The sequence below is a fragment of the Aestuariispira ectoiniformans genome, assembly GCF_025136295.1.
GTDB lineage: Bacteria > Pseudomonadota > Alphaproteobacteria > UBA8366 > Aestuariispiraceae > Aestuariispira_A > Aestuariispira_A ectoiniformans.
Map to the genome: position 1 here is coordinate 2398951 of NZ_CP062788.1, position 17835 is coordinate 2416785.

Genomic DNA, 17835 nt, shown 5'->3' on the forward strand with positions numbered 1-17835 from the left:
CATGAGTATTTCAAAAATGCCCTGGAGTGCGCGCATCGGATTGCTGGGCGTGATCATTTTCCTGGGATCCGCGATCTTTGCCCCGTGGCTGGCGCCCTACGGCGAAGCGGACATTGTTGGCGAGGTTTGGGCACCGACGTCAGTTGGTCAGCAATTTGGCTTGATTGTCGATTTGTTCGGTGACCTGTCGTTCAGTGCTTTTATCGATCAAAGCCATGGCCTCTGGGCAGGATCGAATGCCTTCTGGCTTGGCACCGACCAGATCGGGCGCGACATGCTCACCCGTATGCTCTATGGCGCGCGGATGACGATTTTTGTGGCCGGGGCCGCAACGCTGCTGTCCTTCAGCATGGGCGTTTTCCTTGGCTTCCTGGCGGCAGTGCTTCGGGGCTGGGTGGACCAGACGTTGAGCCGTTTCAATGATCTGATGATGTCGATTCCGACGCTGATCTTTGCCTTGGTGGTCCTGTCGGTTCTGCCGGTCAATATGGTGACATTGATCCTGGTGATGGCGGTTCTGGATTCCACGCGCGTCTTCCGTATCTCACGGGCGGTAGCCGTTGATATCGCGGTTCTGGATTTTGTCGAGGCAGCCCGCCTTCGCGGGGAAAAACAGATATGGATCATCTTCCGGGAAATTCTGCCCAATGCCCTGTCGCCGCTCTTTGCGGAACTCGGCCTGCGCTTTGCCTTTGCTGTTCTTTTCCTGAGTTCGCTCAGCTTCCTGGGCCTAGGCATTCAGCCGCCGGCCGCGGACTGGGGCAGCATGGTGAAAGACAATAAAGACGGTATCGTGTTTGGTATCTCGGCTGCTCTCATCCCTGCAGGTGCGATTGCCGGTCTCGCGATCAGTGTCAACCTGGTGGTCGATTGGGTCCTGAACCGAACCTCCAGCCTGAAGGGAGGACGCGGATAATGTCAAAAGGCCAAGACCTTCTCAAAGTCAAAGACCTCAAGATCGAGGCGACTTCCTATCCGCCGGGCGAACCGCCACAGGACGTCGTGCTGGTGGAAAATGTTTCCTTTGAACTGACCAAGGGCCATGTCCTGGGGCTGATCGGGGAATCCGGTGCGGGCAAATCCACCATTGGCCTGGCGGGCATGGCCTATGGCCGTGGCGGTTGCCGGATCACTGGTGGTGAAGTTTGGCTGAACGGGGAAAATATCCTCGCTCTCAGTCACCGGGGTGTGCGGAAAATCCGCGGGCGGTCCGTGGCCTATGTTGCACAATCAGCAGCAGCGGCTTTCAATCCGTCCCATCGTCTGATGGACCAGGTTGTCGAAGGGGCGCTGGAGCACAACCTTATGTCCCGCGCCGAGGCCTGTGAATTTGCGGTGGAACTGTTCCGGAAACTGGGGCTGCCCGACCCGGATAATTTCGGCAGGCGCTATCCGCATCAGGTCTCCGGCGGTCAGCTTCAGCGTGCCATGACGGCCATGGCCCTTTGCGCCAAACCGGACCTGATTGTCTTTGACGAACCGACAACTGCATTGGATGTCACGACACAGATCGATGTGCTAGCGGCGATCAAGGATGCAATCCGGGATACGCATACGGCGGCGCTTTATATCACCCATGACCTGGCCGTGGTAGCGCAGGTGTCCGACGATATCCTGGTCTTGCGCAACGGCGGGATGGTTGAATACGGTACGACGGAACAGATCATCAACAACCCGCAGGAACAATATACCCGGGAACTGGTGTCCGTTCGTTCCATCCATCACGACGAAGGCGGGGAACTGTCCGAAGATCCTGTCTTGAAGATGGATCATATTACCGCTGCCTACGGCAATGGTATTACCGTCCTCGACGACGTTACGGCCCATCTTTATAAGGGGCAGACCCTGGCTGTGGTGGGTGAATCCGGGTCCGGTAAATCGACGCTGGCGCGCGTTATCACCGGCCTGTTGCCGCAGAAGGAAGGACAGATCATCTTCCAGGGTGAGGAATTGCCCAAGGACCTCAAGAACCGCACCAAGGAACACTTGCGGCGCTTGCAGATGATTTATCAGATGGCGGATGTCGCCATGAACCCGCGTCAGACCGTGGGGCAGATCATCGGTCGCCCGATCGAGTTCTATTTCGGTATTCGCGGTGCGGAAAAGCGCAGGCGCGTCGCCGAATTGCTGGATCAGATCGAGATGTCCGACGGCTTTGTCGACCGCTATCCGGCGGAACTGTCCGGTGGTCAGAAACAGCGTGTCTGCATCGCCCGTGCGCTTGCCGCCAAGCCGGATATGATCATCTGCGACGAGGTTACTTCCGCTCTTGATCCGCTGGTGGCCGACGGCATCCTGAAATTGTTGTTGAGCATCCAGAAGGAAACCCAGGTCTCCTACCTGTTCATCACCCATGATATCGCGACCGTGCGTGCCATCGCGGATTCAATTGCCGTGATGTACAAAGGCCATCTGGTGCGTTTCGGTGAAAAGTCCAAGGTTCTCACGCCGCCATTCGACGACTATACAGACTTGCTGTTGTCGTCGGTTCCGGAAATGGAACTGGGCTGGTTGGAGCATGTGCTCAAACACAGAAAAATGGAATCGGCCGGTAACTGATACCGCCTCTAAAACGAAAAAGGCTCACATCATGTGGGCCTTTTTTTGTGTGTAGGCCTTTGGCGGGGCTTGGTCCTCCACAGAACGGGTTTGCGGCGCCCTGACGGATAGCGGGCGCATTAACATGGATTAAGGATGAGGGGGCTTTCTCTATGTTAGGGAGGTGGCGTTCATGCCAGCCAGTCTTAACAGGGAGACGCGAGAGATGAAAAAGAAAGCCCAAACGCCGACATATGAGTTTGGCGATATTGCGGCATTTGCGCCAATGGCGGCCTTCAACGGCCCCATGTCATCGGCGATGATCCGTTCCAGCCAACTTTTCGCCAAAAGCCTGCAGACAATGCCTGCGGAGGTCGCAGGATTTATCGGGCGGCGTGTGGAGGCCGATGCCAAGCTCTATTCCGATTGTGCCCACTGCGATGATTGGCAGGATTTGGTCACCGTTCAGCAGAAATGGCTGAAGCAGACCAGTGAGGACTATCTGAAAGAAATGAACCAGATGATGGCGATCAGCCAGTCGCTGTTCAGTGATGCGGCGAAGGTGGCGACACAGGCGACCAAGGATATGGCGTCTGAGGCCGATGAGAAAGCCTCGCCAACAGAATGATCTTTTTCCCGCTTTGACTTAGGTTAATGTGCCGTAACAAAGTGCTGTTACAGTCCCGGTTCGAGGGATGTCCGGGTTGGCTGGAATCCGTGCTGAGCAGGAGAGCCGGTTATCATGGCTGAAGCAGACCGACGGCAAGACAAGCAAGCGTCCTCCCATACAGATAGAGAACAGGTTGATCGCGCGGATCTGGAAGAGACCTATCGCAGATGGGCTGAACGTTACGGCCATTGGGAACCGGACTCCTATTCGTCGCGCGCGCTGTTTGAATTGACGGACCGGGCATACCACGCCGGGATTGCCCGTTTTACCTTCGGTTTGTCTCCTCAGGCGTTGACCGCGGCCTATCTGGATTGGGCTGGTGGGCTGGCTTTCGCACCAGGTAAACAACTTCAGCTTTATGACAAGGCCTTCCGTAAATTCCTGCGTTTTGCAGGCTATTCGGGGCGTGTTGCCATGGGGGGCGGTTGTCCGGAATGCATTACCCCGCTCGAACAGGACCATCGCTTCACCAATGATGAGTGGAAGAAGCCGCCGTTTAACCTGATGTCGCAGGCTTTTCTGCTGTCCCAGCAGTGGTGGCACAACGCAACGACCGGCATTCCGGGTGTGACTCCGGCAAACGAACGCGCCGCTGAATTTGCGGCCCGCCAGATACTGGACATGATCGCGCCATCCAATTTCGTTGCGACCAATCCGGAGGTTCTGAACGCAACCATCCAGTCCGGCGGCATGAACCTTGTTCAGGGGTACCAGAATTTTCTGGAAGACTGGCAGAGGCAGGTATCAGGAAGTCCACCGGTCGGTGCGGAAAAATACCGTGTTGGGGAAACGGTGGCCGTGACGCCGGGCGAGGTGGTCTACGAGAATGACCTGATTGAACTTATCCAATACACCCCGGCAACACCGAAAGTCGACGCCAACCCGGTCCTGATCGTGCCGGCCTGGATCATGAAATATTACATTCTTGACCTGTCGCCGGAGAATTCTCTGGTGCGCTATCTGGTTGAAAAGGGGCATACGGTCTTCATGATTTCCTGGAAAAATCCGGGGTCAGAGGACCGTGATCTGGGCATGGACGACTATGCCCGGATGGGGCCGCTGTCGGCACTGGATACCATCAGTGACATCATGCCTGACCGGAAGGTCCAGGCGGTGGGGTATTGCCTGGGAGGAACCCTGTTGGCGATTGTGGCGGCAGCCATGGCGCGGGACAAGGACGACAGGTTGGCGTCGCTGACTTTTCTTGCAACGCAGGTGGATTTTGAGGAGGCGGGCGAACTGTTATTATTTATCAGCACCAAGCAGCTTGCCTTCCTGAACGACATGATGTGGGAGCAGGGCTTTCTCGATACCCGTCAGATGGCCGGGGCATTTCAGATGCTGCGATCGAACGACCTGATCTGGTCGCGGCTGATCCATGAATATCTGATGGGGGAACGCCGCCCTATGAATGATCTCATGGCCTGGAACGCCGATTTGACGCGCATGCCCTATCGTATGCATTCGGAATATCTGAGCGAGCTTTTCCTTCACAATGACCTTGTCGAAAACCGCTATCATGTGGATGGAAAGCCCATCACCCTGTCCGATATCAGCGTGCCCGTATTCCTGGTGGCGACGGAAAGAGACCATGTTGCCCCCTGGCGGTCCGTTCACAAATTCATTCTTCATGCCAATACGGAATGCACTTTCCTGCTGACCAGCGGCGGGCACAATGCCGGGATCGTGTCCGAACCGAACCATCCCAGGCGGCATTACAGGGTAGTGACCTGCCAGGGAGACGACCGTTATGAAGAGCCGGAAACCCTGATGGACCGTCTGCCTACCGTGACGGGGTCCTGGTGGCCGGAATGGGAAAAATGGTTGTCGGAAAACGGCGGCGGTAAAGTCGCCCCGCCTGACATGAAGGGGCATGCATCAATCCGACCTGCCCCTGGGAAATACGTTCTCGAACAGTAGGACGGGGGGCGCATAAAAAGCCCCCCTGTGCGGAGGTTGCAGCAGGGGGGGAGAGGAAGAAGGGAACAATGCCGGTTTGATCAGGCCTGGGAGGTTGCCTCCCGGGCCTTGCGCCGCCTGCCAAGGATGGCGGGTACGGCGACGATAACCACGGTCAGGCCATAGAAGGCGATACTGTCGACGGATTCGAACAGGATGCTCCAATCCCCCGCAGAAATCGACAGCGCCCGGCGCAGGTTGTCTTCCAGAAGGGGGCCGAGAACAAATCCCAGGATCACCGGTGCAAGAGAGAACTCAAGCTTGCGCAGGACCCAACCCAATATCCCGAGCAGGACCGTCATATAGAGGTCATGCGGATTGCCGACGACGGAATAGACCCCGATGAAGGCAAGCACGGCGATCATCGGCGTCAGGTATTTATGCGGGATCGTCAGCAAACGGGCAAAGAGGCCAACCATCGGCAGGTTGATAAACAGCAGTGCCAGGTTGCCTACATACATTGAGGCAATCAGCCCCCAGGCGATCTCGGGCCGTTGCTCAAACATCAGCGGGCCCGGCGTTACGTTGAACATCAACAACGCGCCCAGAAGAATGGCCGTTGTGCCGGAACCGGGAATGCCCAGAGTCAGCATCGGAACCATTGCCCCACCGGCGGCAGCATTGTTGGCGGCTTCCGGCGCGGCAAGCCCACGCGGATCGCCTGTACCGAATTTGTCGGAATCCGGCAGAATGCGTTTTTCAGAGCCATAGGCCACGGCGGAGGCAACCGATGCGCCGGTACCCGGCAGGATACCGATGAAAAACCCGATGATCGACGACCGCAGAATGGTCCATTTGACGTCGAACAGGTCCTTCATCGAGACAAAGCTCTTGTCGATTGCCAGGGTCTTGAGGCGGCCGCTGACCTGCTGTTCCACCAGATGGATCAACTCTGCCATGCCGAACAACCCGATCACGACCACAAGGAAGTCGATACCGGCAAGCAGGTCGGGAATCCCGAAGGTATAGCGCGCAACGCCGGTATTGGCATCAATGCCGATGGATGACAGCATAAGCCCGATCAGCGCCGCCAGCAGCGTCTTGAAGGCATTCTTGCCGACGAGCGAGGCCAGGCATGCAAAGGCGAATACCATCAGCGCCACATAGTCGGAGGGCGAGAATGTAACGGCATAGGAGGCGAGCAGGGGGCCGAACAATGTCATCAGGACAACCGCGAATGTGCCACCGATAAAGGAGGCGACGGCGGAAAGCGACAGCGCACGTCCGGCTTCACCCCGTTTGGCCATCGGGTTGCCGTCCAATGTGGTCATGACTGCGCCTGCATCGCCGGGCACGTTCAGAAGAATTGACGAAATACGTCCGCCATATTCTGCACCATAGTAAATCCCGGCCAGCAGGATCAGCGCCGATTCAGGCGGCAGACCGAGGCTGTAGGCGATGGGCAGCAGGATTGCCACACCGTTGATGGGACCGATGCCCGGCAGGGCGCCGATCAAGGTTCCGGCAAAGCATCCGCCCAGAACCAGGAAAAGGTTGAATGGCAGGAGGGTGACGGAAAAGCCCTGCAGTAATCCCTGTACGACGGCATCCATAACTAAAACCTCACAAAATAAACTCAAGCAGACCGGCAGGCAGGTTCAGGTCCAGAAGGACCGTACAAACCAGGTAGCCGACAACGCCTGCAATTGCGCCAAACAGGACGGCCGCCTTCAGACTGGCCCGCAACATCAAGGACAGTGCCAGACAGAACAGCCAGGTTGACAAAATGAAGCCCAACGGCTGGTAGAGCCATGCATAGGCGGCGAGCATTCCTACAAGGGCGGCCAGTCGGCCAATTGTCTTGCCGCTTGCCTGCAGGGTGCGGACGTCGGGGCGAAGAAGAATGATGCCGCAACAGATGATTGTCAGGACGCCGACAAGGCGGGGCCAGGATTCAGGGCCAAGCGGGTCGTATTGAAACGGCGCTTTAATGACTGTGAATGCCATGACGGTGTAAATAGTTGCGACCACAAGCAGCATGCCGGCGAAAATCCGGTCAGCCATGGCTTCCTCCCGTGGAAATCTGGTTATGGGTTATGGGCGGATGCAAGGATCCGCCCATCATACCCTATTATTGATTAGTTGATGAGACCGGCTTCGCGGGCGATTTCGCGCATATTCTGGACGCGGCCCTTGATCGAGTCGGACAGTTCTTTGCCAGCCATGTTCAGCGGCAGCAGGCCTTTTTCTTTCTGAACCTTGGCGAAGGCTTCGGTCTTGTAGGCCTCTTTGAAGGCTTTGACCCAGGCATCATAGGCTTCGTCGGAGACGTTTTTGCCCATGTAATAGCCACGCATGATCACCCATTCCGCGTTGTAGCCGAGTTCCTTGGTCGTCGGAATGTCAGCGAAGGGGGCGGGAAGGCGTTCCGGGGACATAACAGCCAGAATGCGCATGGTGCCTGCACCAATGTGGGATGCCATTTCTGCAACGTCGCCGGTGTAGACATCAATGCTGCCACCCAGCAGGGCGGCAATAGCCTCGCCGCCGCCATCAAAGGCGACATAGCGCATGGCCTTCGGATCCAGGCCTTTGGATTTCAAAACCAGAGCGGCTTTCATCCAGTCCTGGGAGCCGACGGAACCACCAGCGCCAAAGATGACGGAGCCGGTATCGCTTTCAGCGGCCTTCATCACATCATCCAGGGATTTGTATTTGCTGTCGGCTTTTACGACGATTGCGCCGTAGTCCGCACCGGCGGTGGCCAGCCAGCGAACGTCATTTTCCGTCCACTGGCCATATTTGCCGGTGGCGATGTTCAACAGGGAACCGGAAGAGAAAGCAACGATAGCGTTTTCATCATCCGTGCGGGTGGTGTTGAACAGGTTGATTGCAACAGCACCGATGCCGCCGGGCATGAAGCTGACCTGTACCGGTTTCGACATTTCTTCTTTCAGGCCCGCCTGTGCAACGCGGCAGGTCAGGTCAAAACCGCCGCCGGGTTTGGCGGGGGCGATGCATTCCGGTTTTTCAATGTCCGCTGCGAAGGCGGCGGTTGTCAGAAAAATGGCAAGCGTAGCGGTAGCGATAGACCCAACGGTCCGTGAGATTTTCATTATATCCTCCCATAATCAGGCTCAAGCTGACGTTCATGCTCGCCGGTCTCTGTTTTTGGATTTATTGCCGACGAAACACCTCAGCCTGTTATTAAGCAAGCGAACTGACCAGAGATTGACCCGAAGCTGACCTGATGCTGACTCGGGTGTCGTTACGCCGTTTTTTCTTAAAGAGGCCGGGGCAAAGGAGTATGAAGAGGCTATGCGCATGCTTCTTGTGGAAGATAACAACGACCTGGCGGAGATGATTGTGGATCGGTTTCGTGCCGATGGCCACGCCATGGACCATGAGGTCGACGGCAGCCAGGCAGAGCAGCTTTTGCGGCACAGCCGTTTCGATATCATCATTCTGGATATCAACCTGCCGGGGATGAGCGGATATGACGTTCTGCGCACCATGCGGGCGCGTGGGGATGCCACGCCGGTTCTGGTCCTGACCGCGCGTTCGGAAATTGATGACCGTATCATCGGCCTTGATACCGGGGCCGACGATTATCTTGTAAAGCCGTTTGACTATGGCGAACTGGCTGCGCGTTGCCGCGCCCTGGTGCGCAGGCGGGCGGGAGAGGCCAGCAACAATTTCCTTTGCGGGAACCTGCAGTATGACCGGGGAGCAAAACGCGCAACCGTGGACGGTGTTGATCTGGAACTGCGTCAGCGCGAGATTCAATTGCTGGAAGCTTTTCTGGGCAGTCTCGGGAAGGTGCTGTCCAAGGAAGAAGTTGCCGACAAAATCTACAGGTTTGATGAGGCCCCCAGTCTGAACGCGGTGGAACAGGCGGTCACCCGCCTGCGTCGGAAATTGAAGGGCTCGCCGCTGACCATCAGGACAATTCGCGGCCTTGGATATATTGCCAATGCACGGGACGACTAAGGGAGGAACCGCATATTCCCTGCGGCGGCGGCTCATGGTCGCCATGATGGTGGGGTTCATCATTATCTTGTCGGTCGTATCCGTAGGCCTATGGGGCTATGCCCGCAATGCCGCCAACAGCACATATGACCTGTTGCTGGACGGGGCATCCATTGCCGTTCTGGAACGCATTTCCATGACGCCGGAAGGCGTTGCAATTGATTTTCCGCCGTCGGCACTGGAAATTCTGGGGCTTGCCCGTGAGGATCGTGTCTTCTATCGGATATTCACGGGAAATGGTCAGACGCTGACGGGCCGGTCCGATCTGCCTTTACCCAGACGAGGGGGCAAAAACCCGGATAGCCAGTTCTACGATGCCGACTACAGTGGAGAGACCGTTCGTTTTATCCTGCGCGGACGGCAGATACCCGGGCCGAAAGCACCGCAGTGGATCAATGTGCAGATCGGCCAGACGCGTGCCGCCCGCGATGAAATGCAACGGGACCTCTTTTCCAATGGCCTGTTGGGGCTGACAGCCCTTGCGGTGATCGGCCTGATCTTCGTGCGCATCGGGATTAATCTGGCCCTGCGTCCCCTGTCGGGGATCGAGGCGGATATCCGCAATCGCGAGCCCAGCGACCTCGCGCCCCTGAAAGCGACGCCGCCGCGCGAGGTGGAAAGTCTGATCGGCACGATCAACGCCTTCATGCGCCGGTTGGAAACCAGCAAAGACAATGCCCAGACCTTCATTGCCGATGTTGCCCATCAGTTGCGGACGTCCCTGTCTTCCCTGCGTGGACAACTTGAACTTGCAGCCGAACAGAAAGACCCGAAACTTGCCGCCGCGCGTCTGGAAAAAGCATCCGATCAGGTGGGGCGCACTATCAGGCTGACCAATCAGTTGTTGTCCCACGCCATGGTAATCCACCGTGCCGACAGCCAATTGCGGGACCGTGTCGATATCGAGGCGCTTGTCAAAACGGCGCTGGAGGAAATCATCCGGGATGATGTCGATTCCCGCATGGATTATGAGTTCCATATGGATGAGGCACGGGCAGGCGACATGGTGGTGGCCGGTGATGCAATCGCCCTGCGTGAGGCGCTGCGCAATGTGATTGATAACGCCAGGAAACACGGCGCATCCGGTGGACTTGTGCGGATTGAACTGAGTGATCAACTGGTTGCGGGGAACCCTGCCATTGCTATTGCGGTGGAAGATAACGGTCCGGGTGTTGCCCCGGAAGAATACGACAACGTTCTGAAGCGTTTCTATACAATCGGGGGAAAAGGAGAGAGCGGCATCGGACTTGCCATAGTGAAAGCCGTCGTCGAAGGGCATGAGGGAACGCTGTCCCTTTCAAGGGCGTCTGGCGGCGGGCTTCGGGTGCAAATGGTTCTGCCTGTTGGTGAGATCAAGGGAGATCAGGTGTGAGACGGCTGACGACAATGGCCCGGATTCTTGCCTGCCTGACCCTTGCCGGTTGGCCCGTCGGGGATGTTCAGGCAGAGGTCCTGCATATTTTCAGTGCAACGGACACGGCCGCGATCCAACCCGTTATTGATGGTTTCGAGAAGGCCCATCCTGACCTGACCGTGGACTATGTGGAGTTCAACACCAGCGAACTTCACACGGCAATTCTTGAGGATACATCCGCGCCTGTTGATGTCGTGATCAGTTCGGCGATGGATCTTCAGGTGGATCTGGTCAACCGCGGGCTGGCACAGCGCTTCACACCCGCCATGGACGCACCGCCGGATTGGGCGCAGTGGCGTAACGAGCTTTATGGCTTCACCTTCGAACCGGTCGCCGTGGTATACAACCGCGCTGCCTTTCAGGGGCGTCGTCTGCCACGAACGCGGTCACAGCTTGCCGGGGCAATCAGGGATGATCCGGCTTTCTATAATGGGCGCATTGGTACTTATGATATCGCACAGTCCGGTGTCGGTTTCCTTTTTGCCGCCCAGGACGCGCGGCGAGGCTATCAGTTTCCGAGGCTTGTGGAATCGCTGGGGCGGGCACATGCGAAGACCTATTGCTGTTCATACAAGATATTCGATGCGGTGGCCGACGGAAGTCTCGTGTTCGGCTACAACGTCATGGGGTCCTATGCCCTGGAGCGAACCCAGCGTGACAAACGCCTCGGGATTTATCTGCTTGAGGATTATGCGCTGGTGATGACCCGCACGGCCTTCATCCCGAAAAGGTCGGAAAACAAGGATGATGCCAAGGCTTTTATCAATTATCTGCTGTCATCGCGCGGGCAGAGGAAAATTGCGGAAGGGTCTGCCCTGATTGCCATTCGGCAGGAACAAAGAACGGCACCGGGGATCGTCGCATTGACTTCTGGTAAGCCGCTGCTTCCGATCCGGCTTGGCCCGGGGCTTCTGGGTTATCTGGATAAAATGAAAAAAGAACAGTTTCTGAAAGACTGGCGCACCACAATGGCCGGTCCACCCAATCAATAATCCGCCTTTCGGGGGAGCATCAACGGCACCCGGAACGTTGGACAAGATAAAAAATCAGTAATCTACGCAAGCTTTGTTGTATGGGAAGGGTAGCAGCATGGAAAAATTCGAAAAATATCTCAACCGGGACATGCTGCTGAAACTGGCACTGGCGCTTGCCGTGGGAGGCAGTGGCGGTGTTATCGCCCATTTCCTGCACGTTCCCCTGGGATGGATGCTCGGGTCCATGCTGGCAACTTTCGTGGCAAGCATGCGTCGGCTGCCTGTTGCGGTTCCCATGCGCCTGCGTGCGACAATGCTGGGGGTGCTTGGCGTATATCTGGGGTCTTCATTCGGGCCGGAAACATTGCATTATATGGTTGAATGGCCGTTCTCGATGGCCGCCGTCGTGATCTATGTGCCTTTGATGACGGCCATTACCGCCTTTTTCTATCTGAAGGTTGCCGGGATGGACCGTGCGACGGCGGTGTTTTCCGCGACACCGGGCGGGTTGACGCCCATGGTCGTGCTGGGTGGTGCTGCTGGTGGAGACGAGCAGAAAATCGCCGTGACGCAAAGCCTGCGCGTGATGGTGCTGGTCTTTTCCACGCCGTTGATGGTCTTCAATTTCCTTGATGCGCCAACCGCAGAGGCGGAGGTGGTGCAGCTCATATCATTGGCTGACGCAGCCATCATCGTCGTCGCTGTGATCGCGGGCATCCTGATCGCCCGGCGCATCGGCATGCCTGCGGCGGAAATGACCGGTGCGATGTTTGTCACGGGTGGCCTATATATTTCAGGCGTGGTTCAGGGCGCCCTGCCGGAATGGCTGCTGGCAGTGACGTTGCTGGTCCTCGGGTCTGCAATCGGAAGCCGTTTCTCCGGAATTCCGCGAGGTGTCCTGATACGCCTGTCGGGATTTGCCATGCTGGCTATCGTTTTGATCTTTGCCGTCACTGCAGTTGTCGCAGCCATCCTGTCGTCACTGTTGGGGTTCGATTATATGTCGGTCCTTTTGGCCTTTGCGCCGGGCGGGGTTGCGGAAATGTCCCTGATTGCGGTGGCACTGAATGTGGAGCCCAGTTTCGTGGCCTTCCATCATGTCGTACGGATTTTCGTTATTTTGCTGCTGGCGCCCCTGCTTTCGCGCTGGCTTCGTCAGGCCCCGGCCAGACAAGGGGACTGATCCAGAGAAGCCTGGGAAAAATCGGGCTTCTTCCTTAATGCATGTTAGTGAAGCGGGAGCATCGTTTCTCCATAAGGGGCAGGCGAACGGATATTGACGTTCGCTTTGTTTCCATCGGCCAGGAAAAACACCAGCAACGAGGCTGCGTGCTGTGGTGGTCGATCAAGGTTCTGGAGAGATGATGATGCAGGATAAAAATCAACGCGTTGCTTTGGTGACGGGCGGAACACGGGGCATCGGGGAGGCTGTCAGCCGCGCCCTGTTACAGGCAGGAATGACTGTGATCGCCACTTACCACAGCAATGATCATGCGGCGCAGGCCTTTGCCAGGACAAGCGGTATCACCGGCGTCTATAAATGGGATGTCGGTGATTTCGATGCTTGCGCCAAGGGGGTGAAAACAGTCGAGGAGCACCATGGACCCATTGATATTCTCGTAAACAACGCAGGGATCACCGCGGATGCGACGCTCCATAAGATGCAACAGGAACAATGGTCCGCGGTCATCCATACAAACCTGAATTCCTGTTTCAACATGTGCCGCAATGTCATTGAAGGGATGCGGGATCGCCGTTATGGCCGTATCGTGAATATATCCTCGATCAATGGGCAGAAGGGCCAGTTCGGCCAGACCAATTACGCTGCAGCCAAAGCCGGTATCCTGGGATTTACGAAGGCGCTTGCCCTCGAGACGGCGCATTGCGGCGTGAAGGTTCATGCCGTGGCCCCCGGATATACGGAAACCGACATGGTATCCGCCGTGCCTGAGAAGGTCAGGGCGCAGATCATTGAGCAGATTCCCGTTGGTCGCCTCGGCCACCCTGACGAGATTGCGCGTGCGGTACGCTTTCTGGCTTCAGAAGATGCAGGCTTTGTGACGGGCGCGACCTTCAGCCTTAATGGTGGTCAGTATATGGCGTGATGACCTAAACCGGCCCGTCGGTTGGGGCAGAGGGCGAATTGCCGAAAAGCTCTGCCTCCAGCGAGGGCCGGATTGGGTCTGTCGTCAATGATGCACAAACAAAGGGGCCAGGCATTTCTCCAGAAGCTTTTGCGTCGTAGAACCGAAGAAGTAATCCCTGAGATGGGTATTGCTAAAGGCCCCCATGACCACCATTGATTTGTCACTGCTGTAGTCCAGGATCACACTGGCCGGTGCGCCGCGTGTTACTTCACAGGCGACCGTTGCCGTGATGCCATGGCTGCTCAACAGGGCACTGGCATGTGCCGCATGTCTTTTGGCTTCTTCCTCATTCTTGTCGACGCATAGCAGGGTGACATTCTGTTTTTTTGCCAACCCCAACAGAACGAACATATGCAAGGCGTGCGATGCGCTCAGGCTTCCGTCATAGGCGATCAGGACGCCGCCACCGGCCGCGGGGGGATGGGAAGACGTCAGTATAATGGGGCGCGGATCGTCCCGGATGAGCCGCACGACCGTATCCGACGGACTGTTGTGGCCTGCAAAGTGGAAGGTCGTGTCCTTGCCCACGACGATCAGGTCGTTGCCCTGTGCCTCTTCTTCTATTGTTCCGACCGGTGCGCCGATCTTTTCAATAAGCTCGAAGGACACCTTTGCTGTCTCGCATTGATCGTCGAAGCTATCCACCAGATCGTGAAGTTTCCGGCTCATGGATTTACGCAGCGAGGCAACGCGATGTTCGTGATAATAACCGGTTCCGATCGGTCGGGCCCGGGGAGCTTCGATCCAGGGTTTGTCCAATACGGCAAGGCCTTTGATACTGGCGCCCAGGCGTTTTGCCAATGCAATGGACAGGTCCTGTGCGACCTGGCTTCCCTTGGTCTCGTCGATTGCAACCAACAAACTCTTCAACATGATATGGTCTCCTGCCTCCTGAAACCGGTCATTCCATGAATTGCCGTTGATTATAATGCTTTGTCACCTAACAGCATTGATATGGATTACTGCTGTGGGTGTTGTTGCCGCTGGCCGCCTTCTTAGTTCAGAAATGGTTTCATCAGGTCCTGCACTTCCCCGTCGCTGGTCTGAGAGAAGTCGTCATACCATTGTCCGACGCCGAAAAACGGGTAAGGGGTTGCCAGACAGACCACCCGGTCCGCGATCCTCTGTAGTTCGTCACAGGTCTCGGCGGGGGCGACCGGGATCGCGGCAACTGTTTCTTTTGCCCCGGCCTGTTTTGTCGCTGCGATGGCGGCCTTCATCGTTGCGCCGGTGGCCACGCCATCGTCAATCAGGATAATCGTCTTGTCCTTGATGGCCGGTGGGCGGTTCTCCCCCCGGTACAGGGTATTTCGTCGGTCCAGTTCGGCCTTTTCCTCGCTTGTCACCTGATCGAGGGTTTCCTCGCTGACGCCGGAAGAAACAATCACGCTATCGTTCAGGACCCTGACGTCGCCAAGCGCGATAGCGCCCATTGCCAGTTCCCTATGGCCGGGAAGGCCAAGCTTGCGCACAAGCATGAGGTCCATCGGCAGGTCGAGGGTTTTTGCAACTTCGGCGGCAACCGGCACGCCGCCCCGGGGCAGTGCCAGAAGCAGAATGTCCGGCTTTCCGGAATAGTCCTGCAGAGGGTCGGCCAACCGGCGGCCGGCTTCAATTCGGTTGCGAAAAGTCATCCTGGTTTTCCTTAATGTTTCCTGCCAGGGATCAGGGGGCGGCAACAGGAGATGTCAGCGTCAGTGTATGATTCAGATTAACCCTCAATCTCCGCTGCCATGTTATGATAACGTATTAAATGACATAGCTGAACAAGAGAGATGGTCTTATGGCTAGCACCAATTGGATCGTTGTTGCAGACGGGGCTCGGGCGCGCATTCTTTCCGCAAAGGACCGGCTTCGCTTTCATGACCTGGCAGTTGTCGAGGAACTGGAAACCGATAACAGGCCCAGTCGGGAGATTGCGTCGGACAAGCCGGGCCGGACCTATGACAGTGGCGGCGCCGGTCGCCATGCGAAGGAAGAACCAACCGACCCGCATCGCCACCAGCAGGATGTTTTTGCCGCCGAACTTGCTGAATTGTTGGACAAAAAACGCAAGGCTGGTACCTTTGATGCGTTGATGGTTGTGGCTCCGCCAAGGATGTTGGGGGATCTTCGATCGCATATGTCCGCCGAACTCGCACGGATGGTGACGTCGGAAATGAATAAGGATCTGACCAAGGTTGCTGTTGCCGATTTGCCAGGGCATCTGTCCGATTTCATCGAAACCTGATTTTCACGGCCTCAAAGGGCTTCTATGACAAATGAACAGTGGCTGATCATTGCCGTTCTCGTAGCGACAATGGGCCTTTTCTTGTGGGGGCGTTGGCGTCACGATGTCGTGGCGCTTATTTCTCTTCTGGTCTGTGTGCTGATCGGGCTGGTCCCGACGTCACAGGCTTTTCTGGGCTTTGGTCATCCGGCGGTTGTCACCGTGGCCTGTGTCCTGGTGCTTAGCCGCGGGCTTTTGAATTCAGGCGTCGTAGATATTCTGACCCAACGCCTGATCCCCCAGTCCAGCGGCACTGTCGTCACAATAGCGGCGTTATCCTGCCTGGCGGCCGTACTGTCGGCCTTCATGAACAATGTAGGCGCATTGGCTCTGCTGATGCCGATTGCTATTCAGATCGCCACTAAACAGGGCGTTGCTCCGGGGCGGTTATTGATGCCGTTGTCCTTTGCGTCGATCCTTGGGGGCATGACGACCCTGATCGGGACGCCGCCGAACCTGATTGTCGCCGGGTTCCGGGCGCAAAGCGGTGGCGATTCCTTCTCTATGTTCGACTTCTCGGGGGTTGGGGCATCGGTGGCAATCGTCGGGGTTTTGTTCATCATTCTGGTTGGCTGGCGACTGGTGCCCGAACGGAAACGCCTGGATGCCGAAGGATTTGATACCGGTGCATATCTGACCGAAATCCGGGTTACGGAAAAAAGCAAGGCTGCGGACAAGGCCCTGGGTGAAATCGAGGCTGTCATGGAGGACGCGGGCGCGCAGATCGTCGCCCTGATCCGGAACAATGTGCGGGTGGCAGCCCCCTCGACCCGAAGAAAGGCGAGGGCCGGGGATATTCTCGTTGTGGAGGCGGAACCGGAAGGCCTGGCCAGTACTCTGGCGAGCCTGGAGCTGACATTGGAAGAAGCGGCGGAAAATCAGGAAGACGAAGAGAAGGACAAGGAGGACAAGGGCGATGCCGACAGCTCGACCGCCGATCTTGATCTGGCGGAATATGCGGTGTCTCCAACGTCGTCACTGATCGGGCGGTCCGCAGCAAAAATCCACTTGCGGCGGCGGTATGGTGTCAACCTGCTGGCGGTCTCCCGACAGGGGCAGCGGTCGGTTGCACGGTTACGGGGCATGAGTATACAGGCCGGCGACGTCCTGTTGATGCAGGGCGTGCCAGAGGCATTGGCGGAATTCTCCAGCGATTTCGGCTGTATTCCGTTGGCGGAAAGATCTTTACGCCTGCCTAGCAAACGTCAGGGACTTTTCGCGGTTCTGATTATGGCGGCTGCCATTGTTGCAACCGCATTCGGGCTTGTTTCGGCGGCGGTTGCCTTTGTTCTGGGTGTCGTGGCCGCCACATTGACCAATGTGGTGCCGGTCAGGCGGGTCTATGAGGCCGTGGACTGGCCGGTCGTTGTCTTGCTGGGGGCCCTGATCCCCGTGGCAGGTGCGATGCAGGCAACGGGGGCTGCCGATGTAATCGCGCGCGCCATGCTGACCTTTGTTGCACAGGGGAATGCGGTTGTCGGGCTGGGATTGATCCTGATTGTGACGATGACCTTGTCGGATTTCATGAATAACGCCGCCACCGCCGCTGTCATGTCGCCAGTTGCAATCCGGGCGGCCTCCCAATTGGACGTTAATCCCGATGCCTTTTTGATGGCGGTTGCAGTGGGCGCATCCTGCGCCTTCCTCACGCCGATAGGCCATCAGAACAATACGCTGATCCTGGGGTCAGGCGGCTTTCGTTTTGGCGACTATTGGAAGCTGGGACTGCCGGTTGAGCTGATTGTGATCGGGGTTGGTATTCCGATGATCCTCTTCGTTTGGCCATTGTAGTCAAATGCGTGAAATTCCAGATGCCTGGAGGGATGGAATTCGGTAGAGATGGCGGGGGGAATCCGGTAAGTTCAAGCCTCTTTTGAGGATACAGAATAACAAGA

General features: G+C 57.0%; 16 protein-coding genes. 11 read left to right on the top strand and 5 right to left on the bottom strand.

The window, feature by feature from the left end; genetic code table 11:
* Position 1 precedes the first annotated feature (1 nt).
* The 4 genes from IF205_RS11140 to IF205_RS11155 all read left to right on the top strand — a co-directional run bounded on the left by IF205_RS11140 (position 2) and on the right by IF205_RS11155 (position 5128).
* Positions 2-916 carry an ABC transporter permease gene (locus IF205_RS11140; protein WP_259779442.1) on the top strand — a complete coding sequence of 305 codons (915 nt, stop codon included), beginning with the start codon at positions 2-4 and terminating at the stop codon, positions 914-916.
* Positions 916-2559 (top strand): ABC transporter ATP-binding protein, encoded by a 1644-nt coding sequence (locus tag IF205_RS11145; RefSeq protein ID WP_259779443.1) that lies wholly within the window; start codon positions 916-918, stop codon positions 2557-2559. The genes IF205_RS11140 and IF205_RS11145 overlap by 1 nt, the downstream gene beginning before the upstream one ends.
* A 205-nt stretch (positions 2560-2764) precedes the next feature.
* Positions 2765-3166, top strand: coding sequence for a phasin family protein (locus IF205_RS11150; protein WP_259779444.1), 402 nt, complete (start codon positions 2765-2767; stop codon positions 3164-3166).
* 114 nt (positions 3167-3280) lie between these two features.
* Positions 3281-5128: a PHA/PHB synthase family protein gene (locus IF205_RS11155; RefSeq protein WP_259779445.1), complete on the top strand. Its 1848-nt coding sequence runs from the start codon at positions 3281-3283 to the stop codon at positions 5126-5128.
* Positions 5129-5208: 80 nt separating this feature from the next.
* Here the strand turns inward: IF205_RS11155 and IF205_RS11160 are convergent, their stop codons facing one another.
* The 3 genes from IF205_RS11160 to IF205_RS11170 all read right to left on the bottom strand — a co-directional run bounded on the left by IF205_RS11160 (position 5209) and on the right by IF205_RS11170 (position 8223).
* Positions 5209-6720 (bottom strand): tripartite tricarboxylate transporter permease, encoded by a 1512-nt coding sequence (locus IF205_RS11160; RefSeq protein ID WP_259779446.1) that lies wholly within the window; start codon positions 6718-6720, stop codon positions 5209-5211.
* A gap of 10 nt (positions 6721-6730) precedes the next feature.
* Positions 6731-7171 carry a tripartite tricarboxylate transporter TctB family protein gene (locus IF205_RS11165; protein WP_259779447.1) on the bottom strand — a complete coding sequence of 147 codons (441 nt, stop codon included), beginning with the start codon at positions 7169-7171 and terminating at the stop codon, positions 6731-6733.
* 74 nt (positions 7172-7245) lie between these two features.
* The gene (locus IF205_RS11170; RefSeq protein ID WP_259779448.1) at positions 7246-8223 is read right to left on the bottom strand and encodes a Bug family tripartite tricarboxylate transporter substrate binding protein; all 978 of its coding nucleotides are present in this window, start codon (positions 8221-8223) and stop codon (positions 7246-7248) included.
* 202 nt (positions 8224-8425) lie between these two features.
* On the opposite strand from IF205_RS11170, the gene IF205_RS11175 reads away from it, so the two are divergent.
* From IF205_RS11175 to phbB, 5 genes are all read left to right on the top strand, one after another.
* Complete coding sequence (locus IF205_RS11175) at positions 8426-9097, top strand: response regulator transcription factor (protein ID WP_259779449.1); 672 nt, start codon at positions 8426-8428, stop codon at positions 9095-9097.
* Positions 9081-10508, top strand: a complete 1428-nt coding sequence (locus tag IF205_RS11180) for a sensor histidine kinase (RefSeq protein WP_259779450.1) — start codon at positions 9081-9083, stop codon at positions 10506-10508. Before IF205_RS11175 ends, IF205_RS11180 begins: the two co-directional genes overlap by 17 nt.
* Positions 10505-11542 (top strand): ABC transporter substrate-binding protein, encoded by a 1038-nt coding sequence (locus IF205_RS11185; protein ID WP_259779451.1) that lies wholly within the window; start codon positions 10505-10507, stop codon positions 11540-11542. Before IF205_RS11180 ends, IF205_RS11185 begins: the two co-directional genes overlap by 4 nt.
* Positions 11543-11639: 97 nt before the next feature.
* Positions 11640-12707, top strand: a complete 1068-nt coding sequence (locus tag IF205_RS11190; protein ID WP_259779452.1) for an AbrB family protein — start codon at positions 11640-11642, stop codon at positions 12705-12707.
* Between the two features lie 178 nt (positions 12708-12885).
* Positions 12886-13629: an acetoacetyl-CoA reductase gene (gene phbB / locus IF205_RS11195; protein ID WP_259779453.1), complete on the top strand. Its 744-nt coding sequence runs from the start codon at positions 12886-12888 to the stop codon at positions 13627-13629.
* Between the two features lie 84 nt (positions 13630-13713).
* On the opposite strand, the gene IF205_RS11200 is transcribed toward phbB, so the two are convergent.
* Both IF205_RS11200 and IF205_RS11205 read right to left on the bottom strand, forming a co-directional pair.
* On the bottom strand, positions 13714-14544 hold the full coding sequence (locus IF205_RS11200; protein WP_259779454.1) for a universal stress protein: 831 nt from the start codon (positions 14542-14544) through the stop codon (positions 13714-13716).
* A gap of 122 nt (positions 14545-14666) precedes the next feature.
* On the bottom strand, positions 14667-15305 hold the full coding sequence (locus IF205_RS11205; RefSeq protein ID WP_259779455.1) for a phosphoribosyltransferase: 639 nt from the start codon (positions 15303-15305) through the stop codon (positions 14667-14669).
* 149 nt (positions 15306-15454) lie between these two features.
* On the opposite strand from IF205_RS11205, the gene IF205_RS11210 reads away from it, so the two are divergent.
* Positions 15455-15901: a host attachment protein gene (locus IF205_RS11210; RefSeq protein WP_259779456.1), complete on the top strand. Its 447-nt coding sequence runs from the start codon at positions 15455-15457 to the stop codon at positions 15899-15901.
* 24 nt (positions 15902-15925) lie between these two features.
* Positions 15926-17731: an SLC13 family permease gene (locus IF205_RS11215; protein ID WP_259779457.1), complete on the top strand. Its 1806-nt coding sequence runs from the start codon at positions 15926-15928 to the stop codon at positions 17729-17731.
* Positions 17732-17835: the final 104 nt, after the last annotated feature.

Excerpts from the sequence above, each read along its gene's own strand:
- IF205_RS11140 (WP_259779442.1), top strand. The coding sequence starts at position 2 with ATGAGTATTTCAAAAATGCCCTGGAGTGCGCGCATCGGATTGCTGGGC.
- IF205_RS11145 (WP_259779443.1), top strand. The coding sequence starts at position 916 with ATGTCAAAAGGCCAAGACCTTCTCAAAGTCAAAGACCTCAAGATCGAG.
- IF205_RS11150 (WP_259779444.1), top strand. The coding sequence starts at position 2,765 with ATGAAAAAGAAAGCCCAAACGCCGACATATGAGTTTGGCGATATTGCG.
- IF205_RS11155 (WP_259779445.1), top strand. The coding sequence starts at position 3,281 with ATGGCTGAAGCAGACCGACGGCAAGACAAGCAAGCGTCCTCCCATACA.
- IF205_RS11160 (WP_259779446.1), bottom strand. The coding sequence starts at position 6,720 with ATGGATGCCGTCGTACAGGGATTACTGCAGGGCTTTTCCGTCACCCTC.
- IF205_RS11165 (WP_259779447.1), bottom strand. The coding sequence starts at position 7,171 with ATGGCTGACCGGATTTTCGCCGGCATGCTGCTTGTGGTCGCAACTATT.
- IF205_RS11170 (WP_259779448.1), bottom strand. The coding sequence starts at position 8,223 with ATGAAAATCTCACGGACCGTTGGGTCTATCGCTACCGCTACGCTTGCC.
- IF205_RS11175 (WP_259779449.1), top strand. The coding sequence starts at position 8,426 with ATGCGCATGCTTCTTGTGGAAGATAACAACGACCTGGCGGAGATGATT.
- IF205_RS11180 (WP_259779450.1), top strand. The coding sequence starts at position 9,081 with ATGCACGGGACGACTAAGGGAGGAACCGCATATTCCCTGCGGCGGCGG.
- IF205_RS11190 (WP_259779452.1), top strand. The coding sequence starts at position 11,640 with ATGGAAAAATTCGAAAAATATCTCAACCGGGACATGCTGCTGAAACTG.
- phbB (WP_259779453.1), top strand. The coding sequence starts at position 12,886 with ATGATGATGCAGGATAAAAATCAACGCGTTGCTTTGGTGACGGGCGGA.
- IF205_RS11200 (WP_259779454.1), bottom strand. The coding sequence starts at position 14,544 with ATGTTGAAGAGTTTGTTGGTTGCAATCGACGAGACCAAGGGAAGCCAG.
- IF205_RS11205 (WP_259779455.1), bottom strand. The coding sequence starts at position 15,305 with ATGACTTTTCGCAACCGAATTGAAGCCGGCCGCCGGTTGGCCGACCCT.
- IF205_RS11210 (WP_259779456.1), top strand. The coding sequence starts at position 15,455 with ATGGCTAGCACCAATTGGATCGTTGTTGCAGACGGGGCTCGGGCGCGC.
- IF205_RS11215 (WP_259779457.1), top strand. The coding sequence starts at position 15,926 with ATGACAAATGAACAGTGGCTGATCATTGCCGTTCTCGTAGCGACAATG.